Source organism: Enorma sp., from assembly GCF_982429025.1.
The window spans coordinates 1-20,735 of record NZ_CEWCAA010000014.1 but is presented as its reverse complement, the minus strand read 5'-3'; the positions used below and the strand labels follow the sequence as shown (position 1 = coordinate 20,735).

At 60.2% G+C, this 20,735-nt stretch carries 16 protein-coding genes and 4 tRNA genes; 17 read left to right on the top strand and 3 right to left on the bottom strand.

The window, feature by feature from the left end:
* Positions 1-3: 3 nt before the first annotated feature.
* From gpmI to AC1VS5_RS03925, 12 genes are all read left to right on the top strand, one after another.
* Complete coding sequence (gene gpmI / locus AC1VS5_RS03980) at positions 4-1,566, top strand: 2,3-bisphosphoglycerate-independent phosphoglycerate mutase (protein WP_481217759.1); 1,563 nt, start codon at positions 4-6, stop codon at positions 1,564-1,566.
* Positions 1,567-2,069: 503 nt separating this feature from the next.
* Positions 2,070-2,840: a transposase gene (locus AC1VS5_RS03975; RefSeq protein ID WP_481217758.1), complete on the top strand. Its 771-nt coding sequence runs from the start codon at positions 2,070-2,072 to the stop codon at positions 2,838-2,840.
* Between the two features lie 225 nt (positions 2,841-3,065).
* On the top strand, positions 3,066-3,332 hold the full coding sequence (secG, locus tag AC1VS5_RS03970; RefSeq protein ID WP_019128629.1) for a preprotein translocase subunit SecG: 267 nt from the start codon (positions 3,066-3,068) through the stop codon (positions 3,330-3,332).
* Between the two features lie 386 nt (positions 3,333-3,718).
* Positions 3,719-5,407 carry a peptide ABC transporter substrate-binding protein gene (locus AC1VS5_RS03965; protein ID WP_419044274.1) on the top strand — a complete coding sequence of 563 codons (1,689 nt, stop codon included), beginning with the start codon at positions 3,719-3,721 and terminating at the stop codon, positions 5,405-5,407.
* Between the two features lie 135 nt (positions 5,408-5,542).
* Positions 5,543-6,580 carry an ABC transporter permease gene (locus AC1VS5_RS03960; RefSeq protein WP_287749048.1) on the top strand — a complete coding sequence of 346 codons (1,038 nt, stop codon included), beginning with the start codon at positions 5,543-5,545 and terminating at the stop codon, positions 6,578-6,580.
* A gap of 14 nt (positions 6,581-6,594) precedes the next feature.
* A complete protein-coding gene (locus tag AC1VS5_RS03955) occupies positions 6,595-7,545 on the top strand; it encodes an ABC transporter permease (protein WP_144687691.1) in 951 nt (316 codons plus the stop codon).
* On the top strand, positions 7,545-8,675 hold the full coding sequence (locus tag AC1VS5_RS03950) for an ABC transporter ATP-binding protein (protein WP_022349500.1): 1,131 nt from the start codon (positions 7,545-7,547) through the stop codon (positions 8,673-8,675). Before AC1VS5_RS03955 ends, AC1VS5_RS03950 begins: the two co-directional genes overlap by 1 nt.
* On the top strand, positions 8,675-9,700 hold the full coding sequence (locus AC1VS5_RS03945) for an ABC transporter ATP-binding protein (RefSeq protein WP_022349501.1): 1,026 nt from the start codon (positions 8,675-8,677) through the stop codon (positions 9,698-9,700). The genes AC1VS5_RS03950 and AC1VS5_RS03945 overlap by 1 nt, the downstream gene beginning before the upstream one ends.
* Before the next feature lie 281 nt (positions 9,701-9,981).
* Positions 9,982-11,664: an ABC transporter substrate-binding protein gene (locus AC1VS5_RS03940; RefSeq protein ID WP_481217757.1), complete on the top strand. Its 1,683-nt coding sequence runs from the start codon at positions 9,982-9,984 to the stop codon at positions 11,662-11,664.
* A 117-nt stretch (positions 11,665-11,781) separates the two neighbouring features.
* A tRNA-Leu gene (locus tag AC1VS5_RS03935) sits at positions 11,782-11,871 on the top strand.
* A 407-nt stretch (positions 11,872-12,278) separates the two neighbouring features.
* Entirely contained in the window at positions 12,279-14,825 is a 2,547-nt protein-coding gene (locus AC1VS5_RS03930; RefSeq protein ID WP_481217756.1) for a SpoIIE family protein phosphatase, read from the top strand.
* Between the two features lie 84 nt (positions 14,826-14,909).
* On the top strand, positions 14,910-15,632 hold the full coding sequence (locus AC1VS5_RS03925; RefSeq protein ID WP_276765896.1) for an anti-sigma factor antagonist: 723 nt from the start codon (positions 14,910-14,912) through the stop codon (positions 15,630-15,632).
* Between the two features lie 147 nt (positions 15,633-15,779).
* Here AC1VS5_RS03925 and AC1VS5_RS03920 read toward each other — a convergent pair.
* Positions 15,780-15,853, bottom strand: a tRNA-Cys gene (locus tag AC1VS5_RS03920).
* A gap of 48 nt (positions 15,854-15,901) precedes the next feature.
* Positions 15,902-15,977: transfer RNA gene (locus AC1VS5_RS03915), tRNA-Gly, on the bottom strand.
* A 178-nt stretch (positions 15,978-16,155) separates the two neighbouring features.
* On the opposite strand from AC1VS5_RS03915, the gene AC1VS5_RS03910 reads away from it, so the two are divergent.
* The 5 genes from AC1VS5_RS03910 (at position 16,156) to AC1VS5_RS03890 (ending at position 19,896) form a co-directional block, all read left to right on the top strand.
* Positions 16,156-17,082: a putative ABC transporter permease gene (locus AC1VS5_RS03910; RefSeq protein WP_481217755.1), complete on the top strand. Its 927-nt coding sequence runs from the start codon at positions 16,156-16,158 to the stop codon at positions 17,080-17,082.
* A 102-nt stretch (positions 17,083-17,184) separates the two neighbouring features.
* Positions 17,185-17,259 (top strand) — tRNA-Val (locus AC1VS5_RS03905).
* Positions 17,260-17,513: 254 nt separating this feature from the next.
* Positions 17,514-18,512: an Abi family protein gene (locus AC1VS5_RS03900; protein ID WP_481217754.1), complete on the top strand. Its 999-nt coding sequence runs from the start codon at positions 17,514-17,516 to the stop codon at positions 18,510-18,512.
* A 141-nt stretch (positions 18,513-18,653) separates the two neighbouring features.
* The gene (locus AC1VS5_RS03895) at positions 18,654-19,193 is read left to right on the top strand and encodes a GNAT family N-acetyltransferase (RefSeq protein ID WP_481217753.1); all 540 of its coding nucleotides are present in this window, start codon (positions 18,654-18,656) and stop codon (positions 19,191-19,193) included.
* A gap of 136 nt (positions 19,194-19,329) precedes the next feature.
* The gene (locus AC1VS5_RS03890) at positions 19,330-19,896 is read left to right on the top strand and encodes a hypothetical protein (protein ID WP_481217752.1); all 567 of its coding nucleotides are present in this window, start codon (positions 19,330-19,332) and stop codon (positions 19,894-19,896) included.
* Positions 19,897-20,252: 356 nt separating this feature from the next.
* Here AC1VS5_RS03890 and AC1VS5_RS03885 read toward each other — a convergent pair.
* A partial coding sequence (locus AC1VS5_RS03885) for a DDE-type integrase/transposase/recombinase (RefSeq protein ID WP_481217751.1) occupies positions 20,253-20,735 on the bottom strand: 483 nt, incomplete at its 5' end.

The following is a 20,735-nucleotide window of genomic DNA, read 5'->3' as shown; positions in this document are numbered from 1 at the left end:
CGCATGGCAGAGCGTCATCTTCCTGCGCTCCTGGTCATCATGGACGGCTTCGGCCTCGCCCCTGCGGGCGACAACAACGCCGTCTTCAAGGCCAACAAGCCCTACCTGGATAAGCTCTGGGAGGAGTACCCGCACACCACGCTCGGTGCTTCGGGCGAGGACGTGGGCCTGCCTGCGGGCCAGATGGGCAACTCCGAGGTCGGCCACCTGAACATCGGCGCCGGCCGCATCGTGTTCCAGGAGCTCAGCCGCATCAACAACTCCATCATCGATGGTTCCATCGAGGAGAACCCGACGCTCGCGACTGCCATGGAGGACGTCGCCGCGCGCGGTGGCACCGTCCACCTGCTGGGCCTCGTGTCCCCGGGCGGCGTGCACTCCATGCAGCGCCACGGCGAGACCCTCTCGGTGCTTGCTGCCATGCACGGCGTCGAGAAGATTCGCTTCCACTGCTTCATGGACGGCCGCGACGTGGACCCGCACTCCGGTGCCGGCTACATCGAGACCCTTGCCGAGAACCTCGAGGCCCTTTCCAAGTACACCGGCGTCGATGCGCGCATCGCCACCGTGTCCGGTCGTTACTGGGCTATGGACCGCGACAATCGCTGGGAGCGCGTCGAGCGCGCCTACGACGTCATCACGCTGCCTTACGACGGCGAGGACGTGGACCCGGTCGCGGGTGTTAAGGCTTACTACGAGAAGGACGAGCGCGGCGACGAGTTCGTCGAGCCGTTCGCCTGCCACAACGAGGGCGTGCACGACGGCGACGCGATGGTGTTCTTCAACTTCCGTCCCGATCGCGCCCGCGAGATGACTCGAGCCTTCACCGAGAAGAACTTCAACGGGTTCGATCGCAAGGTTGCGCCGAAGCTCTCGCACTTCGTGTCGATGACCGAGTACGACGAGACGTTCAAGAACGTCGAGGTGGCCTTCCCCAAGACCTTCCCCGAGAACGTGCTTGCCGATGTTATCGCGCAGAACGGTTTGAAGCAGCTGCATACGGCGGAGACCGAGAAGTATGCGCATGTGACGTTCTTCCTGAACGGCGGCGTCGAGGAACCCAAGGAAGGGGAGGAGCGCGTGCTCGTTCCCTCGCCCAAGGTCGCTACCTACGACCTGCAGCCCGAGATGTCTGAGCCCGAGGTCACCGAGAAGCTCGTCGAGGCCATCAACGAGGACCGTGCGGACTTCTACATCGTCAACTATGCGAACTGCGACATGGTTGGCCACACCGGCGTCTTTGACGCTGCGGTGAAGGCGGTCGAGGCTGTGGACGATGGCCTTTCCAAGGTTATCCCCGCCATTCTCGCCAAGGGCGGCTTTGCGCTCATCACGGCCGACCATGGCAACGCGGACCATATGTACGACGTGGACGACGCGGGCGAGAAGCACCCGTTCACGGCGCACACCACCAACCGCGTGCCGTTTATCGTGGTCGACCCGGCCGCTAAGCTCACCGGTATCGAGGACGGGCGCCTCTCGGACATCGCTCCGACCATGCTCTCCCTCGCCGGCATCGAGCCTTCTGCCGAGATGACCGGTCGCATTCTCGCCACCGAGGACTAACCAGTCATTCTGGGACGGGTTTGTTTTGACCCATGTAGGGGCTGTCGCACTCTGCGGCAGCCCCTTTCTTGTATGCGTCTGCGTCAAAATGGGACGGGTTTGTTTTGACTCACTTCGGTCAAAATGGGGTCAAAATGGGACGGGGTTGTTTTGACTCGCTTCGATGATGCCTGTGAGAGAAGCGGGTGAATTTGGCAGCGAGTATCGATCGCCCCGCTCTGTAAATGAGGCAGTTTTCAGCTTCCAGCAATATCCCTTTCAGGTATTTGTCAGTTAGTGTTTAGTGTGGAAAACTGCAGGTACCGACTACCGTTTTTCTAATACCGCTCGCCGTGGACGACATGACGCACCCTTTTGAACGCCCTACGCTTTGAGGACGCTCGCTGCGGGGAGCAATGGCATTCGCGAAGCTTGACGACGAAGATGCGACGGATGGCGTGGGATCGCGACGCCACTCTCTACAGGCGATGCTCAAACGTCGTAATACCAAGGGGTGATGGGGAATGCCGCGCGTGGCACGACAGATTGCAGGCTCGGGCTTCTATCACGTGACGTGCCGGGGAAATGGCCGTCAGCTGCTCTTTGAGGACGATGAAGACCGCCGACATTACTTAGTGTTGCTGGAGAACAAAGCGAGATCGCATGAGGTGGCGGTGCTTGCGTGGTGTCTCATGGACAACCATGTTCACCTTCTGCTTGATGATCCGAAGAACGAGGTCAGTCACATGATGCATGGCCTCACAACGGCCTACGCCCAGTATTTCAATTGTAAAACCGGTCATGTCGGCGCGGTTTTTCAGGGCAGGTTCACTGGCGTGCCTATTACGGACGATCGTCAACTGTTGCAGGCGGTCCGGTATATTCACGAAAACCCGGCGAAGGCTAACATCGCGGCGGTCGATCGATATCGGTGGAGCAGCTATCAGGAGTATCTAACTGGTGGCGGTATTGTGTCGAGTGAGCTCATCCTTGATATGGTGGGCGGCCCCAAGGGCTTCAGGGAGCTATTTCAGGACGAGAGATACGCATACTATTATGTGAGAGCGTCGCGTAGGGTTGCCGACGACGAGGCTCTATCGGCGGCGAGATGCGCGCTAGAAGGCGGGCAGCCAGGTGATATCAAGGCTCTTTGCCGAGAAGATCGGGATGAGGCTTTGCGCAGGCTTAGGGAGACGGGGTTGACTGTCAAGCAAATTGAACGGTTGACGGGCATTGGAAAAAGCTCGATTACGCGAGCAACGGCCGTACGTAACGATATGACCCGCTCCCAATAAATCGTTGCAAGCCCGCTTCATCCTGCATAGGAGGGCGACGTGCAAAATGAGCCAAAACGTCTCCGTCCCATTTTGACCGGAGGACGAGGTGCAAAATGAATCAAAACAACCCCGTCCCATTTTGACTTGTATCAGGATATGAATACCAGTTTTGGATGATGGTGACAATTGACATAATGGTGTGCTATCATGCGAGAGTTTTGCTGTGGTGAAAAGGAGTCGTTTATGGGTCCCTTCCAGGTCATCATTTTCATCGTGTGGGCGCTCTCCGCGCTCGCGCTCATTGCCCTCGTGCTCATGCACTCCGGCAAGGGCACCGGTGTTTCCGATATGATCGCCAGCTCGCTTTATAACTCCAGTGCAGCTACGGGCGTCATGGAGCGCAATCTCGACCGGCTTACGGTGATCGTCGCCGTGGTCTTCGCCGTCTGTGTTGTCCTGTGCATGTTCTTCTTCCCGCAGGGCGGAATTCAGGGCGTCGATTTCGTCTAAAGCGTCCGGCGCCGCTCGATTGCAGGAGAACCGTTCACCGGCTCGATTCGACCGTTCATCGCTGGAGCGCCCGAAAGGCGTTTTCACGATAAAGAGCGCTCATCAAGCATAATTTCATCGTTATTACGCAGACGCATCCCGCTCTGGCATGGCCTTGAGCGGGATGTTTGCATAAAAAGGATTGTGCCATGCATACCGGAAAGGCTTGCGTCGCTTTGTTGAAGTAAAGTGTTTCCTTCGTTTCTGTAAGGTTTCTTGCAGACTTTGTGATGAGAATCCGGTATTGTATTCAAAGCGTCCCTTCGTCTGAGTTGCCATGGGCGAAGATCGACGGATGCATCAAAGGTGGAGCAGATCGGCTCTACCCGTTAAAAAAGGAGGAAGGCATGGCAGATTTCGAGAAGAAGCAGCCGGTGCTCGACCGCCGTCACTTCGTGGGCGGAGCCCTCGCTGCTAGCGCGCTCGCCGCGCTCGCGGGTTGCACCAAGGGTGGCACCACGACCGGTGGTTCCGCAGCCACTGGTGGCGCCCAGGGCGGCACCCTGCGCTACTACATCAACAACCCGGTCTGCATCGAGCCGTACAACCTGCAGGAGGACCAGGGCACCCAGGTCGGCTTCCAGCTGTTCGACTCCCTTACCCAGTACAACTTCGAGACCGGTGAGCTCGAGCCGCTCGCGTGCGAGAGCTGGGAGGTGAACGACGACGCCACTGAGTTCACCTTCCACCTCAAGGAGGCCAAGTTCCACGACGGCACCGACGTCCTCGCTTCCAACTGGAAGTATGGCTGGGAGCGCATCGTGAACCCCGCCACCAACCCCGAGAGCCCCTCGGTCATCGGGTACCACCTCGCCATGATCGCCGGCTACGACGAGCTGGCCGCTGGCGAGGCCGAGGAGATGTCTGGTCTCACCTGCCCGGACGATCACACCCTTGTGGTCACCCTCTCCTACGCTTACGCTGACTTCCCCTATGTCGCCTCTCACCCCGCGCTCGCGCCCATCCCGGACGCTGCCAAGGACATGAGCCAGGTCGACTTCGGCCTTGCGCCCATCGGCAACGGCCCCTTCAAGATGGACGGCGAGTGGGTCGACGGTCAGTACATCAACATCGTGCGCTTCGACGACTACTACGGCGAGCCCGCGATTCTCGATGGCGTCAACTTCATGATCCAGAAGGACGTCGAGACCGCCTACAAGGAGTTCCAGGCTGGTAACCTCGATGTCTCCGACGTGCCCGTCGCTTCGCTTGCGGCCGCGGCCGAGGAGTACGGCGAGTCCGAGGATGGCTACACCATCACCCCGGGCCACCAGTTCCTGAACGGCTCTGAGCCCTCCACCTACTACCTCACCTGCAACGTGGTCGAGGGCCCCTTCGCTGACGTGAACCTGCGTCACGCCGTGTCCATGGCCATCAACCGCCAGGCCATCTGCGATACCCTCTTCCATGGTTCGCGCACCCCGGCCGACAACATCGTCCCGCCCGGAATCGCCGGTTACGAGGAGGGCGCGTGGGAGTACTCCAAGTACGACGTCGACGCCGCGACCGAGATTCTCGACGAGTACTATCCCGCTGATGCCGATGGTAACCGTGGCCTCGAGCTCGAGATCACCTCGAACCAGGACGGCGGCCACAAGGAGGTCATGGACTCCATCATCTCCGACCTCGCCGCTGTGGGTATCACCTGCACCGCGAACACCCCTGACTGGGCTACGGTTCTCGACCTGTATCAGAAGCTCGACTACCAGTTCGGCCGTCTGGGCTGGGTCGCCGACTACCCGATCATGGACAACTTCCTGTATCCGCTGTTCTACACCGGCAACGGCGACAACCGCGCCGGCTACAGCAACCCCACGGTTGACGAGGAGCTCATGGCTGCCCGCCAGACCGTTGATGACGACGAGCGCATCGCTGCGCTGCAGGAAGTCAACAAGCAGATCGCCGAGGACATGCCGGTCATCCCGCTCATGTTCTATACCCACACCATGGTCGGTGGCTCCAACGTGGCGACGATGTATCTCGACCCGCAGAAGAAGGCTGACCTCTCCAAGGCTCAGCTCGTGAGCGCCGAGTAGTTATGATGTAGGTTCCAAATCTGCGCTATAATTTGGAATCTATCTGTACAGGGCGCCTGTCCTCGCAGGATAGGCGCCCGTTTTAGTGGCTGGCCGACGCCATAGCCACGTATCAACGGACCAGGGGAGTATTGTATGGGAAAATACATATTGAAGCGCGTGCTTCAATTCATCCCTGTCTTCATCGGTGTGACCATCATTCTTTTTGCCATGAAGACCATTGTGCCCGGTGACCCGATCTCGATGATCACCGGCGGTCGCTCGGTTCCCGAGCAGACGCGACTCCAGCTTGAGGTGGAGAACAACATGATCTACGGCGACGAAAACGGTCGCCCGATCTACGACGAGAACGGTGACACCATTCCCGTCCCCATCTGGGAGCAGTATATCCGCTACATGGACGACCTGCTCCACGGCGATTTGGGCACTTCGTACCAGAAGAAGCGTCCCGTCACGGACATCTTCGCCGAGAAGTACCCGTACACCATCAAGCTTGCTGTGTGCGCCATCTGCCTCGAGGCGGTTATGGGCATCGGCGCCGGCTTGGTCTCCGCCATCAAGCGCTACTCCTTCTGGGACATTCTGGTAACGCTCATCACGTCGGTCCTTGTTGCTGTTCCGGCATTCTGGCTCGGCATGATCTTACAGTTGATATTCGGCATCTGGCTCAAAGATCTCACCGGAGGCGCCATCTCGCTGCCCATCTCGGGCGCGGGCGGTCCCAATTCTCAATATATGGATTGGGTCCACTACATCTTGCCGGCCTTTACGCTGGCTGCGGTCTCGACCGCCTACACGGCACGCATCATGCGTTCGCAGCTTCTTGACGTCATGAACCAGGATTACATTCGCACCGCGAAGGCCAAGGGCCTGTCCGGCAGGGCGGTCATTCTGCACCATGCGCTCAAGAACGCGCTCATTCCGGTTGTTACCTATATCGGCATCGACTTCGGCGCCATGATGGCCGGCGCGATTCTTACCGAGACGGTGTTCAACTGGCCCGGCGTTGGTTCGGAGATCTACCGCGCCATCTCGTCTCGTGACTGGCCGCTCGTGATGGGCGGCGTCACGATCATCATCGTGGTGGTCATGGTCATCAATCTGCTTGTCGATATCAGCTACGCCTTCCTTGATCCTCGCATCAGGCTTGGCAACAGCAAGAGCGAAGACTAGGAGGGAACACGTCTATGTTGTACCCGAGTCCTACGCAGCGCCTCGGAGAGGCGGCAAAGGCTGAGGCTTCCGCGCCGCACAACGTTTCGGGCGAGGCTTCTCGTACCCTGTGGGGAGATGCCTGGAAGCGCCTACGTAAGAACAAGCTCGCGATCATCGCTGCCGCATGGATCGTGTTCGTGGCGCTTGTTGCTATCACGGCCGATCTCTGGGCCCCTCAGCTTCTTGGCTCGCCCACTGCAGCCGATACCACCGCTATGGCGACGAGCTCGCTGCTGCCTCCGTCGCTTGAGCACCCCTTCGGTACCGACGTCACCGGGCGCGACATTCTGGTCCGCGTGATTTATGGTGCGCGCATCTCGCTTACCATCGGCTTGCTTGCAACCGCCATCTCTACGGTCATCGGCCTCATCATGGGTGCCATCGCCGCATACTACGGCGGCATCTGGGACACCATCATCATGCGTGCCGCCGACATCTTCCTTGCGTTCCCGTACGTGCTTTTCGTGCTTTGCCTGATTGCAGCGCTCGGCCAGAGCATCACGAACGTGTTCATCGCTATCGGTATTCTCGGCTGGCCGTCGATCGCGCGCGTGTTCCGCTCTGCGATCCTCTCCGTTAAGGAGAACGACTACGTTGACGCCGCCCGTTCCATGGGAGCTTCTGACGCCCGCATCATCGCGCGTCACATCTTCCCTAATTCGGTCGCTTCCATCGTGGTCTATGCCACGATGAATATCGGTTCGGCGATTCTTACCGAGGCTTCGATTTCGTTCCTTGGTATGGGCGTGCAGCCGCCCAACCCGTCGTGGGGCATCATGATCCAGGACGGCCAGGCGTATCTTATGACGGCCCCTTGGCTCATGATCATGCCGGGTCTCGCAATCCTTTCTACGGTGCTTGCGTTCACCCTGCTCGGCGACGGCCTGCGCGACGCACTTGACGTCAAGATGAAGGATGCATAATGGCGAAGAAGAACAACAACGGCTACGTCGACCTTAAGACGAAGCCCGTGCCCGAAGGGCGCCATCTGCTCGAGGTCGACAATCTTAAGATGTATTTCCACACGCAGGACGGCGTCGTGCATGCCGTCGACGGCGTGTCTTACACGCTCGATCGCGGCGAGACGCTCGGCGTGGTGGGCGAGTCCGGTTCCGGCAAGTCGGTGACGCACATGACCATCATGGGGCTCATCGATATGCCTCCGGGCAAGATCGAAGACGGCGACATCCTCTATCGAGGCGAGTCGCTCCTCGAGAAGTCCGAAGAGGAGATGCAGCACATTCGCGGCAACGATATCGCGATGATCTTCCAGGACCCCATGACCTCGCTGAACCCGGTCTACAAGATTGGGCGCCAGCTGGGCGAGGGCTTGCGCCTGCACCGTGGCTACACTAAGCAGCAGGCACAGGAGCGCGCCATCGAGCTGCTTCGCCTCGTGGGCATTCCGAACCCTGAGAAGCGCGTGAACGAGTATCCGCACCAGTTCTCGGGCGGCATGCGCCAGCGCGTGATGATTGCCATGGCGCTCGCCTGCGACCCGGATATCCTTATCGCGGACGAGCCCACCACGGCGCTCGACGTGACCATCCAGGCGCAGATCATCGAGCTCATGCAGGAGATGCAGCAGAAGAACGGCAACGCCATCATCATGATCACGCACGACCTGGGCGTCGTGGCCGATATGGCCGATAAGATCATGGTCATGTATGCCGGCCGCCCGGTTGAGTTCGGCACCGCCGACGAGATCTTCTACGAGAGCCGCCACCCCTATACTTGGGGCCTCATCCGTTCCATTCCGGAGCAGGCGGTCGACGAGAAGAAGCCGCTCACGCCGATCCATGGCAACCCGCCGTCACTCGTGAACCTACCCAAGGGCTGCCCCTTTGCTCCGCGTTGCCCGTATGCGGTGGATGTTTGCCATGAGCAGGCGCCTGAGTACATCACGACCGAGACCGGTCATTACTCCGCATGCCATTTCGCCGACGACCCCGCGTTCCTCAAATTCGCTCCCGATACCTCGCGCTCGCGCGGTAAGATCGCGACGGGAACGCCCGATACCATCGAAGCATTCTCGAAGGGAGGCGAGGCTTAATGGCCGATACCACCAAGGAGCCGCTGCTTAAGGTCGAGCATCTGAGCAAGGAGTTCCCTGCGGAGGCGGGCATGCTCGCCGGTAGGTTCTCCAAGCGCGTTGTTTCCGCTGTAAACGATGTTTCGTTCGAGATCCATGCGGGCGAGACCTTCGGCCTCGTGGGTGAATCCGGCTGCGGTAAGTCCACGACGGGCCGCTCCATCATGAGGCTGACCAACCCCACCTCGGGCAAGGTGTATTTCCAAGGCAAAGACGTCTCGAAGATGAGCCACAAGGAGCTCAAGGAGATGCGCCGCGACATGCAGTTCATCTTCCAGGATCCATATGCGAGCCTGAACCCGCGTATGACCATCGGCGAGATCGTGTCGGAGCCCATGACGATCCACAACGTGGGCACGAAGGAGGAGCGCATGCAGACCGTGCGCGAGCTCCTCGACGTCGTGGGCCTCAACCCCGAGCACATCAACCGTTACCCTCATGAGTTTTCCGGCGGTCAGCGCCAGCGTATCGGCATCGCCCGAGCGTTCGCGCTCAAGCCGAAGCTCATCATCTGCGACGAGCCCGTTTCCGCGCTCGACGTCTCCATTCAGGCACAGGTTTTGAACTTGCTCAAGGACCTGCAGGACCGCTTTGGTACCGCCTACCTGTTCATCGCGCACGACCTTTCGGTCGTTCAGCACATCTCCGACCGCGTTGCGGTGATGTACTTGGGCAAGATGGTCGAGGTTTCCGACTGGAAGACCCTCTACACCGAGCCGCATCATCCGTACACGCAGTCGCTGCTCTCTGCTGTTCCGGTGCCCGATCCCGACGTGCAGAAGACGCGTTCCCGCATCATCCTTGCGGGCGATCCGCCTTCGCCGATCGATCCTCCGAGCGGCTGCCGTTTCCACACCCGCTGCCCGATCGCGCAGGCGATCTGCGGCAAGGAGGAGCCTAAGTTCCGTGAGGTCGCACCGGGTCATATGTGCGCATGCCACTTCGCGGAGAAGTTCCCGATCAAGGAAACCCACATCGACCTGTAGGATAGGCTGACAGGCGGACGGGCCCCGTTCTCTTCTCTTCGCTAGTCCCCGGAACTCGGCAGGGCCGAGTTCCTGCGGAAGCGCTCAGAGGAGAGAACGGGGCCCTCGCATTTCGGAGCCTTTAGGTCTAGATTCCTTTGATCGGCGGTAACAGGCTTGGCTTGCATGGTGCACGCGGCATTCTTGTCGAGTGGGTGGTGCTCCGTGCGGCGGCTCACGTTGTTGCGGCCATTTTGATAAGCTGGTCGCGGTAGATGATTGCGATATGAAGGGCGCTTGGCATGGATCGAATGGCTCATGGAACGCTAAGCCGCAGGCGTTTTCTAGGCGGATCGCTGGCTGCGGGTGCGCTCGCTGCTCTTTCCGCGTGTACCTCAGGCGGGCAGACCGAGCAGGGGAGTGCGGCGGTTGCCGAGCAGCCTCTGACCATAGGCTTCTCGCGGCCTGCAAGCATCGACCCCGCTCTTGCGACCGATACGAGCTCTCTTACCGTCGTGTGGCAGCTGTTCGACTGCCTTACCTCGTATGATTTTTCCACCGGAGAGCTTTCTTGCCTTGCCGCGGAACGCTATGAGGTGTCGGATGATGCCCAGACGTTCACATTCTATCTGCGGGATGCCACGTTTCACGATGGCTCGCGGGTAACCTCTGAGGATTTCAAGCGCGCATGGGAGCGAATCGTGAGTCCGTCGAGCGCTCCGAGTCAGGTTGCTGGCACCACGCCCTATGCCTACCTCCTTTCGCTCATTGATGGCTATGATGCTCTCCACATTGGGTCGGCGACGGAGTTTTCCGGCGTCACGTGCCCGGATAGCGCAACGCTTTGCATACGCTTGAGCACGCCCTATGCCGATCTACCCTATCTGCTAGCGCATCCGGTGCTTGGCCCCGTTCCGTCTTCCGCTGACGACGACCTGCCGTCCTTCTCCCAGCGACCCATCGGCAACGGCCCGTTCATGATGGCAGATACGTGGAAGAGCGGCTCGGGCACGCTCTCGCTATCTCGCTATGACGACTATTATGGCGAGGTTGCATCGCTCGACCGCGTGCTCTTCGATGTCGAGCCGGATGCGGAATCGTCGTTCCGTTCGTTCCAAACGGGCGATATCGATGTGAGCCCGTGCCCTATAGGCGATGCGAGCGACGCCGCATCGAGTCTTGGGCGCTCAGAGGATGGCCGCGCGCTTGGCGATGATGGGCGCTTTGTCTGTGTGGCCGGGCTTACGACAAGCATGCTTGCCTGCAACTGTTCGGCGGCACCGCTCGATGACCCTGCGGTGCGGCGCGCCGTCTCCCTGGCAATCGATCGCGATTACCTGTGCGACACGCTTTACCGCGAGACGCGGGTGCCAGCGCACGGCGCTGTTCCGCCGACGGTCCTCGGTTATCGCGAGGAGTCGTGGGCGTACGCTGCGTTCGACCCCTCGAGCGCCGCGGAGCTGCTTGAAAGCTCCTATCCGCTCAATGATGACGACGATCGTGGCATTGAGGTTCGCCTCTCGTATAACACCGATGGCGGGCATGCTGAGGTCATGCAGAAGATTTCTGACGACTTGGCGGACCTCGGTATCACGTGCCGTCTCGAGGCGCTCGATGCCGAGACGCTTCGGCAGCGCATCGAGGATGGGGATTTCGACCTCGTTCGCGTTGACTGGACGGCCGATGCGCCAACCTTGGATAGCGTGCTCTTCCCGCTCTTCTTCTCGGGCTGCATTGGTTCGACGAATTATGCCCGTTACCAGAACGCCCATGTTGACCAGCAGCTTGCTCAGGCCCGAACAGAGCTTGATGAGGGCACGCGGGTTTCGCTCTTGCAGGGGGCGGACAGCATCATTGGATCCGAATGCCCGGTGGTGCCGCTCATGTACCATGCCCGGTCGTATGCGGCTTCGGAGCGCGTGGCCCATCTGGCCATCGATACCCAGGGGCGCCTCGATCTCGCTTCGGCTGAACTCGCGGAATAGCACTTCGAACTGCTGCTCCTGCGTGACGGCGGACGCAGTGGGCCCGCGCGAGAAAAATTTCTCAAAATTCTTCTTGCGTTCTACGGAGGGGCTGGGGTATTATCTACTTCGCTGCTTGTCGGAGTGGCGGAATTGGCAGACGCGCTAGCTTGAGGTGCTAGTGATCACTTTTCGATCATGCGGGTTCAAGTCCCGCCTCCGACACCATCGAGTGTTCAGGGCCTCCACGGAGGCCCTTTTTCATGTCTCTAGCGTCTATGACATCGGATGTTCGCCCCGCGCGAGTGCTGCGATATGCACGCAGTGTATACTCGGGCGCGATTCGGACACAGGGACCATTCTCGGGCGACATATCGCCATGTTTGCGCCTCCTAGCGGAGAATTGTCGCCCGGCAACGATGCTCGTGTCGAAAAGCCGCCCGGCAAAGAGGTCCGTGCCGGAAAGTAGCCCAGCAACGCCGTCAGCGTCCTAATGTCGCCCGAAAGCGGGATGCCCGCCCGCAGTCCGTCCATGAACGAAGCGTGCGCCCGGATTCCGCTCGAGAACCCTAAGGCGGGGGAGACCCGATAACGGGGTATAGTAGGTCAAGACGCTACGAACGAGAGGACGCGCGATGGATGCAACGGGACGAGATGAGCTTTCCGATCTCCCACGGCTTGCCGAGCTCACGAGCGACGCCATCATCGCATGCAGTACCGACGGTACCATCTACCAGGTCAACTCCCGTCTGGTTGCATTAACGGGGGAAGAGGCCAGCCAGCTTATAGAAACCGATGTCAAAGACCTCCTCTTCAGCTCATCGTTCGAGCGCGCCGCCGATCACAAGCTGCCGTTTTCCCTCGATGGCAAGGACTGCCCGCTCATGCTCAAGCTTGCGGACGGTTCGTTCATTCCAGTGCTCGTGCGCGCGATGCAGGTGACACCGCCCGAGCGCCTGCGCAAACGTCTGCTCAAGCGCACTGCTGGTAAAGGGCATGTGCTTCTCACGCTTCGCAGTCTCGAAGAGCGCTATGCGCATGATCGCCAGATGCGCCGTGTGCTCTCGGAGCTTCAGGCGGCGAACAAGCGCCTTTCGGGGACGCTTTCGGTCATCATGTCCACCGTGGGTGCAGAGAATCTCCCATCGCTTCTGGACACGGTGCTCAACAAGCTCGTGGATGCGCTCGATGCCGATGGATCGACTATCTACTTCGCAGAGGGCGGAGGGTTCAAGCTGCGGGGTATTTCGCGAAGCCTCGAGCTCGATTATGTACCGGAGTTCATTCCCTTTGGTGCGGGCGTGCCCACCTATGTGACACGCAAGGGTTCGAGCTGCCGCCTCACCATCATCCGCTCTGGCGAGGGCTCGGGCACCAACGCCGGTTCGCTCTACGACCTGGACGCTCGATGTGGTAGAAACCTCCGTGCGCACTATATGCCGCCCTTCAAGACGCTCATCGCGGTGCCGGTTTTCTTCGGTACGCAGATTCTCGGTGTGATTGAGCTGGGCTGGAAGCGCCCCACGGCATCGCGTGCGTATGACGTGAACGTTATCGAGGTCGTTTGCGATTATCTATCAATCGAGCTCATGAGCTTGGCAACGAGCATGCGCTCCCAGCGCACCGCCGAGCTCAGTCGCTCGCTCAACCATGTACGCGATGTCGTATATGGTGCCGAGGGCGACATCGGGCTCATCTGGGCCGAGACGATCACCGAGGTGCGCCGGGTGCTCTCGTGCCACGTGTGCCCTGTGGTGAGCAACCCCCGTACGGGGCAGCTTGAGATTGACTTCGAGGGCGGGAGCCGCGTCGCGCTCCCGGGCGACATCGACCAGCTCTTCTTCTCCACGACCGCGCCCGCCGCCCGCATGAACCAGGAACCGCGGGATTACTTTGCGCATGCAGCGGGGGAGTTTAGGTCGGACGGGACCGAATTGGAATACGTGCGCATCACGCGCATCGAGCGCATGTCTCGCATGGGGACATGGCTGAGCTCGCAGGGTCTGCCCGACCAAGGCGTGTTCTTCGAGATGCGCGGAGACCTGGCGTTAGGCGGCGTCGATGCGGGCGCTACTCCTTTGGGGGAGCATGCCGATCGCGATGCGGCAGAGGCGTCCCGCGCGGCGGAAGCGGGCGATACGGGTGCCTCGGAAGGCCTGGACGAGGCTTTGCAGACGGCGCAGGGGGCTGGTTCTGCCCTTGCGCCGCGTGCGCCCGGGCTCGCCCCTAACACCTTCTTGCTGTTGCGCGACGACTCCCAGGAGCCCATCGACGATATGGAATTCGATTATCTCGTGCGCTTGGCGCATGAGTTCGAGCTCCGGCTGCGCGACGCCACGCAGAGCAAGGAGGACCGGAGGATCGCTCAGACGCTGCAGGCAGGCATGAGGAGCTCTCTCGGGGCCGTTCCGGGCATCGTGAGCGACTCCCTGTACTCATCTGCCACGCAGCAGGCGCTCGTGGGCGGAGATTTCTACGCGCTTATTCGCCTTCCCGACGATCGGGCGGTCATGATTCTGGGCGATGTATCCGGTAAGGGCATCGAGGCCGCCTCCATGTCGGCGCTCGTCAAGACGGCGCTCTCCGCCTATGCATGGGAAGGGCTGAGCCCTGTTCGCATGGTCCGCTCGCTCAATGCGATGCTCATGAATTTCTCGCGGGTCGAGACGTTTGCGACCATGTTCGTGGCCAAGCTCGATTTACGGCGCAGGAGGGCAACGTATTGCTCGGCGGGGCACCCGCCCACGATGCTCGCCCATGTGGGCGGCGATGCGGGGGCCGCGCCAACGGGAGATGGAGAGGCTCTCTCCGGGGGAGAGGCGGCTCCGTGCGAGGTAGAGCTTCTGAGCGAGCAATCGGGCGTGGTCGGCGCATTCGAGGACATGGCATTCAAGAGCGGGTCGTTCACCTTTGCCCGCGGCGATGTGCTGTTCATGTATACCGATGGTGCCATCGAGGCACGGAGCGCCTCGGGCGAGTTCTTCGGCGAGCGGCGCCTGCGCGACATCATCCTCGCGAACGCGCGCTTTGGCGCGGACGGACTTTGCCAGCGCGTGCTTGACGAGCTCGATTCCTTTACCGATTCATCGCTCGAAGACGACATCGCGCTCGTGGCGCTTGAGTTCCAGGGTCCCGAGCGTTCCGGATTTCAGCATGCGGCAACGGAAGGCGGCGCGCGATGAGGCCGCATATCCAGTTGCCGGAGCGAGCGGCTCGTCTGCGGGGCGCACTGATTAGAAGTGCTTCGACGCGGGAAGCATGTGCATATGCGTGAGTGGAACGACATAGCGGTTCTCGCCCCGCCGGGCGATATCGACATCTCGACGACGCCTTCGTTGCGCGCCGACGTCGATGCCCTGATTGATGGCGGTGCGCGGCGCATCATCGTCAATTGCGAGCACGTGAGCTTTATCGATTCCACCGGCCTTGCCTTCCTGCTCACCCGCGCTCGCCGCCTTATGCGAAGCGATGGCTTGCTCTCGCTCGTTAACGCATCGCCGGCAGTTGCGCGCTTTTTGCAGATTGCCCGCCTCATCGACGTGCTTCATGTCACTGCTGCCGACCGGCCGCCCATTCCGGCGCTCTCACCTACCGAGTTGCCGAGCTGGAGCAAGAGCATCTCTGTTACCGAGGGCATCGAACACCTCGGTTTCTATCGCCATCGCGTTGTCGAGCTGCTTGAGAGCCTGCCTATGGCAAAGGATGCGCGCTACGATCTGGCGCTTGCTGCGAGCGAGGCCCTCGGCAACGCCTACGACCATGCATGCGGGGTGGGGTGCGTGCTCAACGCGCGGGCCTATCGCGATCGCGTGGTGATCGAAGTTTGCGATTGCGGGTGTGGGTTTGAGATTTCGCCCGATGAAGAGCCCGAGGAGAGCGAGGAACGCGGGCGCGGCATCAAGCTCATGCGCCTGCTGGTGGATAGCGTTGAGATACGGCGCCGTACCGATGCTCAGGGCACCATGACGCGCTTGATCAAGCTCTTGTGACAAGCCGACCGAAGATAAGTATTTCCGAGGGCCAAGGGGGGGCAGTTGTCCGGTCGGCGTCTCGCAGCTCATTATCCGGCGGGTATAGTTGCCACAGATGCACAGGTTACAAAAAACGGGCACCGTGAAGGCACCCGTTCAATGCAATGGAGGCGACGCCCAGATTCGAACTGGGGGTAAAGGCTTTGCAGGCCTCTGCCTTACCACTTGGCCACGTCGCCGATGAAAAAGGCCGAATGAAAATGCTCCATCCGGCCCGTCTCATGCAATGGAGCGGACAACGGGGCTCGAACCCGCGACCCCAACCTTGGCAAGGTTGTGCTCTACCAACTGAGCCATGTCCGCTTGCAGGAAGATAATATACGCGAGTTTGTAAGGACTTGCAAGCATGATTTTCAAAAAATTTTGGCTTGGGTACAATACTGCTCGACCGGGAGCGTCACGCTGCTGTGTTTACGGGCCGTTTTCCAAGCTCAGGCGTGTCGCGCACATCTAACGGCGTATAGCGAACGGGGGATCTCCCTTGCTCTTCACCATTACTGTCTTTATCGTTGCGCTCTTCCTTGTGGCGCGTGGCATCGCATTCCTCATCCAGCGGTATCTCGATCTTCGCGGCGCGGGGAGGTCGTTCAAGAAGCTTCTTCTGCAGGGCCGTATCGATGCCGGAGTGTATGCAGACGCGGTGTGGTCGGAGGTCAACCGATTCGGCCACAAGAAGCTCCGCGCGAAGATTTCAAAGGAGCAGCAGCGCGTGATTCGCGACGCGCGCCGGCAGCTGCGCGACGACTTCCTGAACGATAACCGTCCGGGGTTCTACCAATATCTCATCATCTTCTTGGTTGCCTCGGTGCTCGGTCTTATTCTCGAGACCATTTGGATGTTCGTGGCCTATGGCGTCCTCGAGAGCCGCGTGGGGCTCGTGTGGGGTCCGTTCTCGCCGCTATACGGGTGCGGCGCGGTGCTGCTCACCGTTGTGCTGTGGCGCCTGCGCGATCAGCCAACCTGGATGATCTTCCTTATATCCGCGGGTCTTGGTGGGATTCTCGAGCAGCTCGCCGGGTGGAGCATGGAGACGGTCATGCACGCATGGTCGTGGTCGTACCTGCATTTTCCTGATCACATCACCCAGTGGGTGGCATGGCGCTTCCTCATCGTGTGGGGGCTGTTGGGCGTGGCGTGGTGCAAGGTCATCATGCCCGAGCTTCTGTACCGGATCGGCGAACCCACGTCGCGCCGCCAAGCCGTGGTGGTGGGCTTTCTGACCGCGTTCATCGCGCTCGATATCGCCATGACGGTTGCGTGCTTCTGGCGCGCTGGCAAACGCGAGGAGGGGGTGCCTCCTCAGAACGTCTTTGAGGAGTATGTCGACCGTCATTTTGGGGATGAGTTCATAAAAGGCAAGTTCGAGAATCTTAGGATGGATAGCGACGAGCGCCCCCGTACGTCATAGGGCATGCGGTCTTCATCGCGGCATCATATTTTAAGAAGTTGAAAAATTCTCATTGGCATACGGCTCCGGGCATGGTAGTATAGCTACCGCTGAAAAGCACACGGGCGTTTAGCTCAGGGGGAGAGCGCTTCCCTGACACGGAAGAGGTCACAAGTTCAAATCTTGTAACGCCCACCACGAATGACGCAGGTCAGAGGCTATGGTCTCTGACCTGTTTTCGTTTTGTCCAAATAGCTGTCCAACCTTCTGTCCAAATTCGCTCGGATTCACCGGACGATATGGAATGTCAAGTTATGCATGGACTTGAGTATCGGTACCTTGAGGTGCCGATATAATGCCACCAATATTCCATAATCATCTAACCATTATTCGGCTCATGTGATTCGGGAGCCGGACTCTTCAGTTTCCGGTCGTAGGGTAGAATTGCTTGCATGATGGATGATGCTAAGAAGCTCACGGCTTGGGGCATGGATGGCGGCGTTCGTGATGCGCTATCCCTCAAGCCCATAACGACTCCTGAGCAGCAGATCGATCTGCTCAAGGGCAAGGGCGTCACGTTTGAGCGCTGCGCGGAGGAGCGCGCGCTCAAGATTCTTTCGAGCGCCGAGACCTACCTGCATCTCTCTGCCTACCGGGTGCTTTTCCAGCGCCATGAGGACGGTCCCGACGCCGGGAAGTTCGTGAGCCTCGACTTCGGGGACCTTTTGGACGTGAGCTCTCTTGACGACGTTCTCCGCGAGACGTTTCGCCTCATGGCGAAGGATGTCGAGCGCGCGGTCAGGGCATGGCTCGTGTCCGATGCCGCTGGGCGCGGGGAGGATGGCTATGGGATTGTCGCCGACTTCGTGTCCTCCCTACCGCGCGGCTTCCGCGAGGGGCTGAGACGCGATCTCGTATCGCGTTCCCAGGCGGACGAGTACGCGGGGTCGCTGATCGACCATTACCGGGATGCCATGCCTGTATGGGTTCTGCTGGAAGTGGTACCGTTCGGGACGCTGCTCGCCTTTTACCTCTTTTGCGTTGAGCGCTGGGAGGAGGTGGGGAGGCGGGAGATTCACTACGCTCTTAAGGATGTGAAGGCCGTTCGTAACTGTGCGAGCCATGCGGGCTGCCTGTGCAACGGCTTCGTGCCCGAGCGCGAGACGAGGCACGCAACCTCGGGGGTCGCGCTCGAGTGGCTGAACGCCCACGGCATCCGCAACAGCAAGGGCCGTCGAGCCAGATTGCGCAACCGTCGCACGCAACAGCTCGTGACCACCGTGGCACTGCATGACATGCTTGCGGGCGAGCATGCCTCCCCGGCGGCGCTTGACGCGGTCGCTGGCCTCCGTCCCCTGATGGACGACGCGGTTGCGCGCTATGGGACGCAGAACCCTCTCGTGTCTCATCTTGCGTTTCTTGCAAGGGTTCTTGACGTGGCACGAGGCTGATGCCATGATGTACGCAGATGCAAAAACCTTCGAGGTTTTGTAAGGGCCGGTCCTCTCGGGGACTGGCTCTAGTTGTTTATGGGGCCCTAATTGATGCTGGATGCCATGCGGTGACTTGAAGAACGACCGGCGGGTGATGTGATGAACGGCGAGGAGCTCAGCGGTATAGTCGCATCGGTCAGAAAGCTCTCCCGTTCCGACCTTCCCGCGCTGCTCACCCTCTGCCTCGGCAACCCGCAATACTACGCATTCCTCGGCGAAGAGCCGACGATGGACGCTCTTGCTGCCGAGATGGCCGAGCTGCCCTCTGGTTGCTCTCCGGACCAAAAGTCCTATCTCGGATTCTTCGATGCCGGTGGGGATCTCATCGCCGTGCTCGACCTCGTCCGGGGACATCCGGCTGAGAGGTGCGCCTTCATCGGATTCTTCATGGTCGGTGCCTCTCGGCAGGGGGCGGGTGTCGGGAGCCTGCTCATAACGCGGCTTCTGGACCGCCTACACGGCGAGGGCGTTTCTCGCGTGCGCCTCGCCTACGTCGAGGGGAACGAGCAGTCACGCCACTTCTGGAGGAAGTGCGGTTTCGTCGAGGCTGGCGCACCGATTGACCAGGGCGAATACAAGGTCGTCCCCATGGAGCGTTCGTTGGCACAGACCATTTCTGCTCCGCCGCCATGCATCTGACAACGACAAGCTCAAGAACCAGCACAACGTTGCGCCGCTTGCCGAGAAATCCCTGCCTCCTGCCGAAAGACAACCGGCTAGTCGAACATTCCTCAAGGGGGGTAAGCTCGCCGGTAGCGGCATCAATCAAATCCGCATGAAAGGAACGCTCATGACTGGGCAATCAAAGCGGAAACTCAGCGTTGCCGGCGTTATCGCATTGTTCGCCTGCGTCATCGCCATCGCGTTGATATTCCTAATCCAAACCTGCGGGTTCAGCAACGGGACTTTCTATTTCCGACATTCCGACAACGGCATGTACGATGACGCCACCGCAATCACGGCACAGGCGGCGAAGAGCTCCCATGGCCTCCTATCCTTTACCGCCGATCCGGAAAAAGCCTGTGCCGGCACAATCGAATGCCTCGGTTTCGGAGGACGAGACAACCTGGCCACAATCGATAGCCCTCAGCCGAACCAAACCGCTGCCGTCTCTATCAACCTCTCCTGTACGCGAGGTAATGCAAAAGTCGTGCTCTACCAAATAGAGAGCGGCGACTACATCACCCTCGCCGAGGGGACAGCGACATTCAACGAGGTCGTGTCGCTACCAGAAGGAGCAAGCATTATCGCCCTGATCGGAGATAAGGCAGACGTCGTTTGCGATTTCGAGATCGCTGCGAATGAGGGAGCCTCTGCCGTCCTCGCAATGACCGACAGATAGTGCGCTTTCCCCTCGCATCGCAACCCGGACAGGACTTACATCTAGCAAGCTACGCCCATGAATTAAGCAGCCCTCCCATTAATGAGGGCCCCTCAGTAATCCAATCTCTGCATCTCGCAATTTGAGTATCCTAGCCATCGCGCACCTTTTGGCTGGGATACTTTGTTGCCGACTAAGGTGTTAGATTGCCTGTACCCCCACTCATTCGCCGTGCCCGCCTTCTCCATCGGCCTCAAGATGATGTGGCTGATATGGCAACATCTTTTTGGACAGAACTACGAGAGGATCAGGCCCGCCTCCCTGAACCCTACCGGCGTCATGTAGCCGAGCGTCGAGTGCAGCCTGCAGTTGTTGTACTAGTTCACCCAGTCGAAGAGCTCCGTCCTCAGCCGATCCTCCGACGGGAACGCCCGCCCGCGCGCCGGCTCGCGCTTGAGCACCCTGTTCGTCGACTCGACGACCGCGTTGTCGCAGGGGTTGCCGGGGCGCGAGACCGACCTCTCGATGCCGAAGGCCGAGGGCAGCGCGTCGACCTCCCCGTTGCAGGACTCCGACCCCCTGTCGCTGCGGAAGACCTCGATGGCGGTGAGCGGGAACGCCACGTTCGAGAAGGCGGCCTTGACCGGCCGCGCGTCCTCGCGCCGCCCGCACGGGCAGCCGGCTATCTCGCGGTTGCAGGGGTCGGCGAGCAGGCACGCGTAGCGCCGCGAGCCGCCGGCGCGCACGTAGGTGGGGTCGGCCGCGACGTGGGTGCGCGGCGCGTGGCCGTCGAACCCCCTCGCGAGTGTTGATGTGCAATATGAAATGGTCCGAATGAGCACCGGTTTCTGAGCAACGCG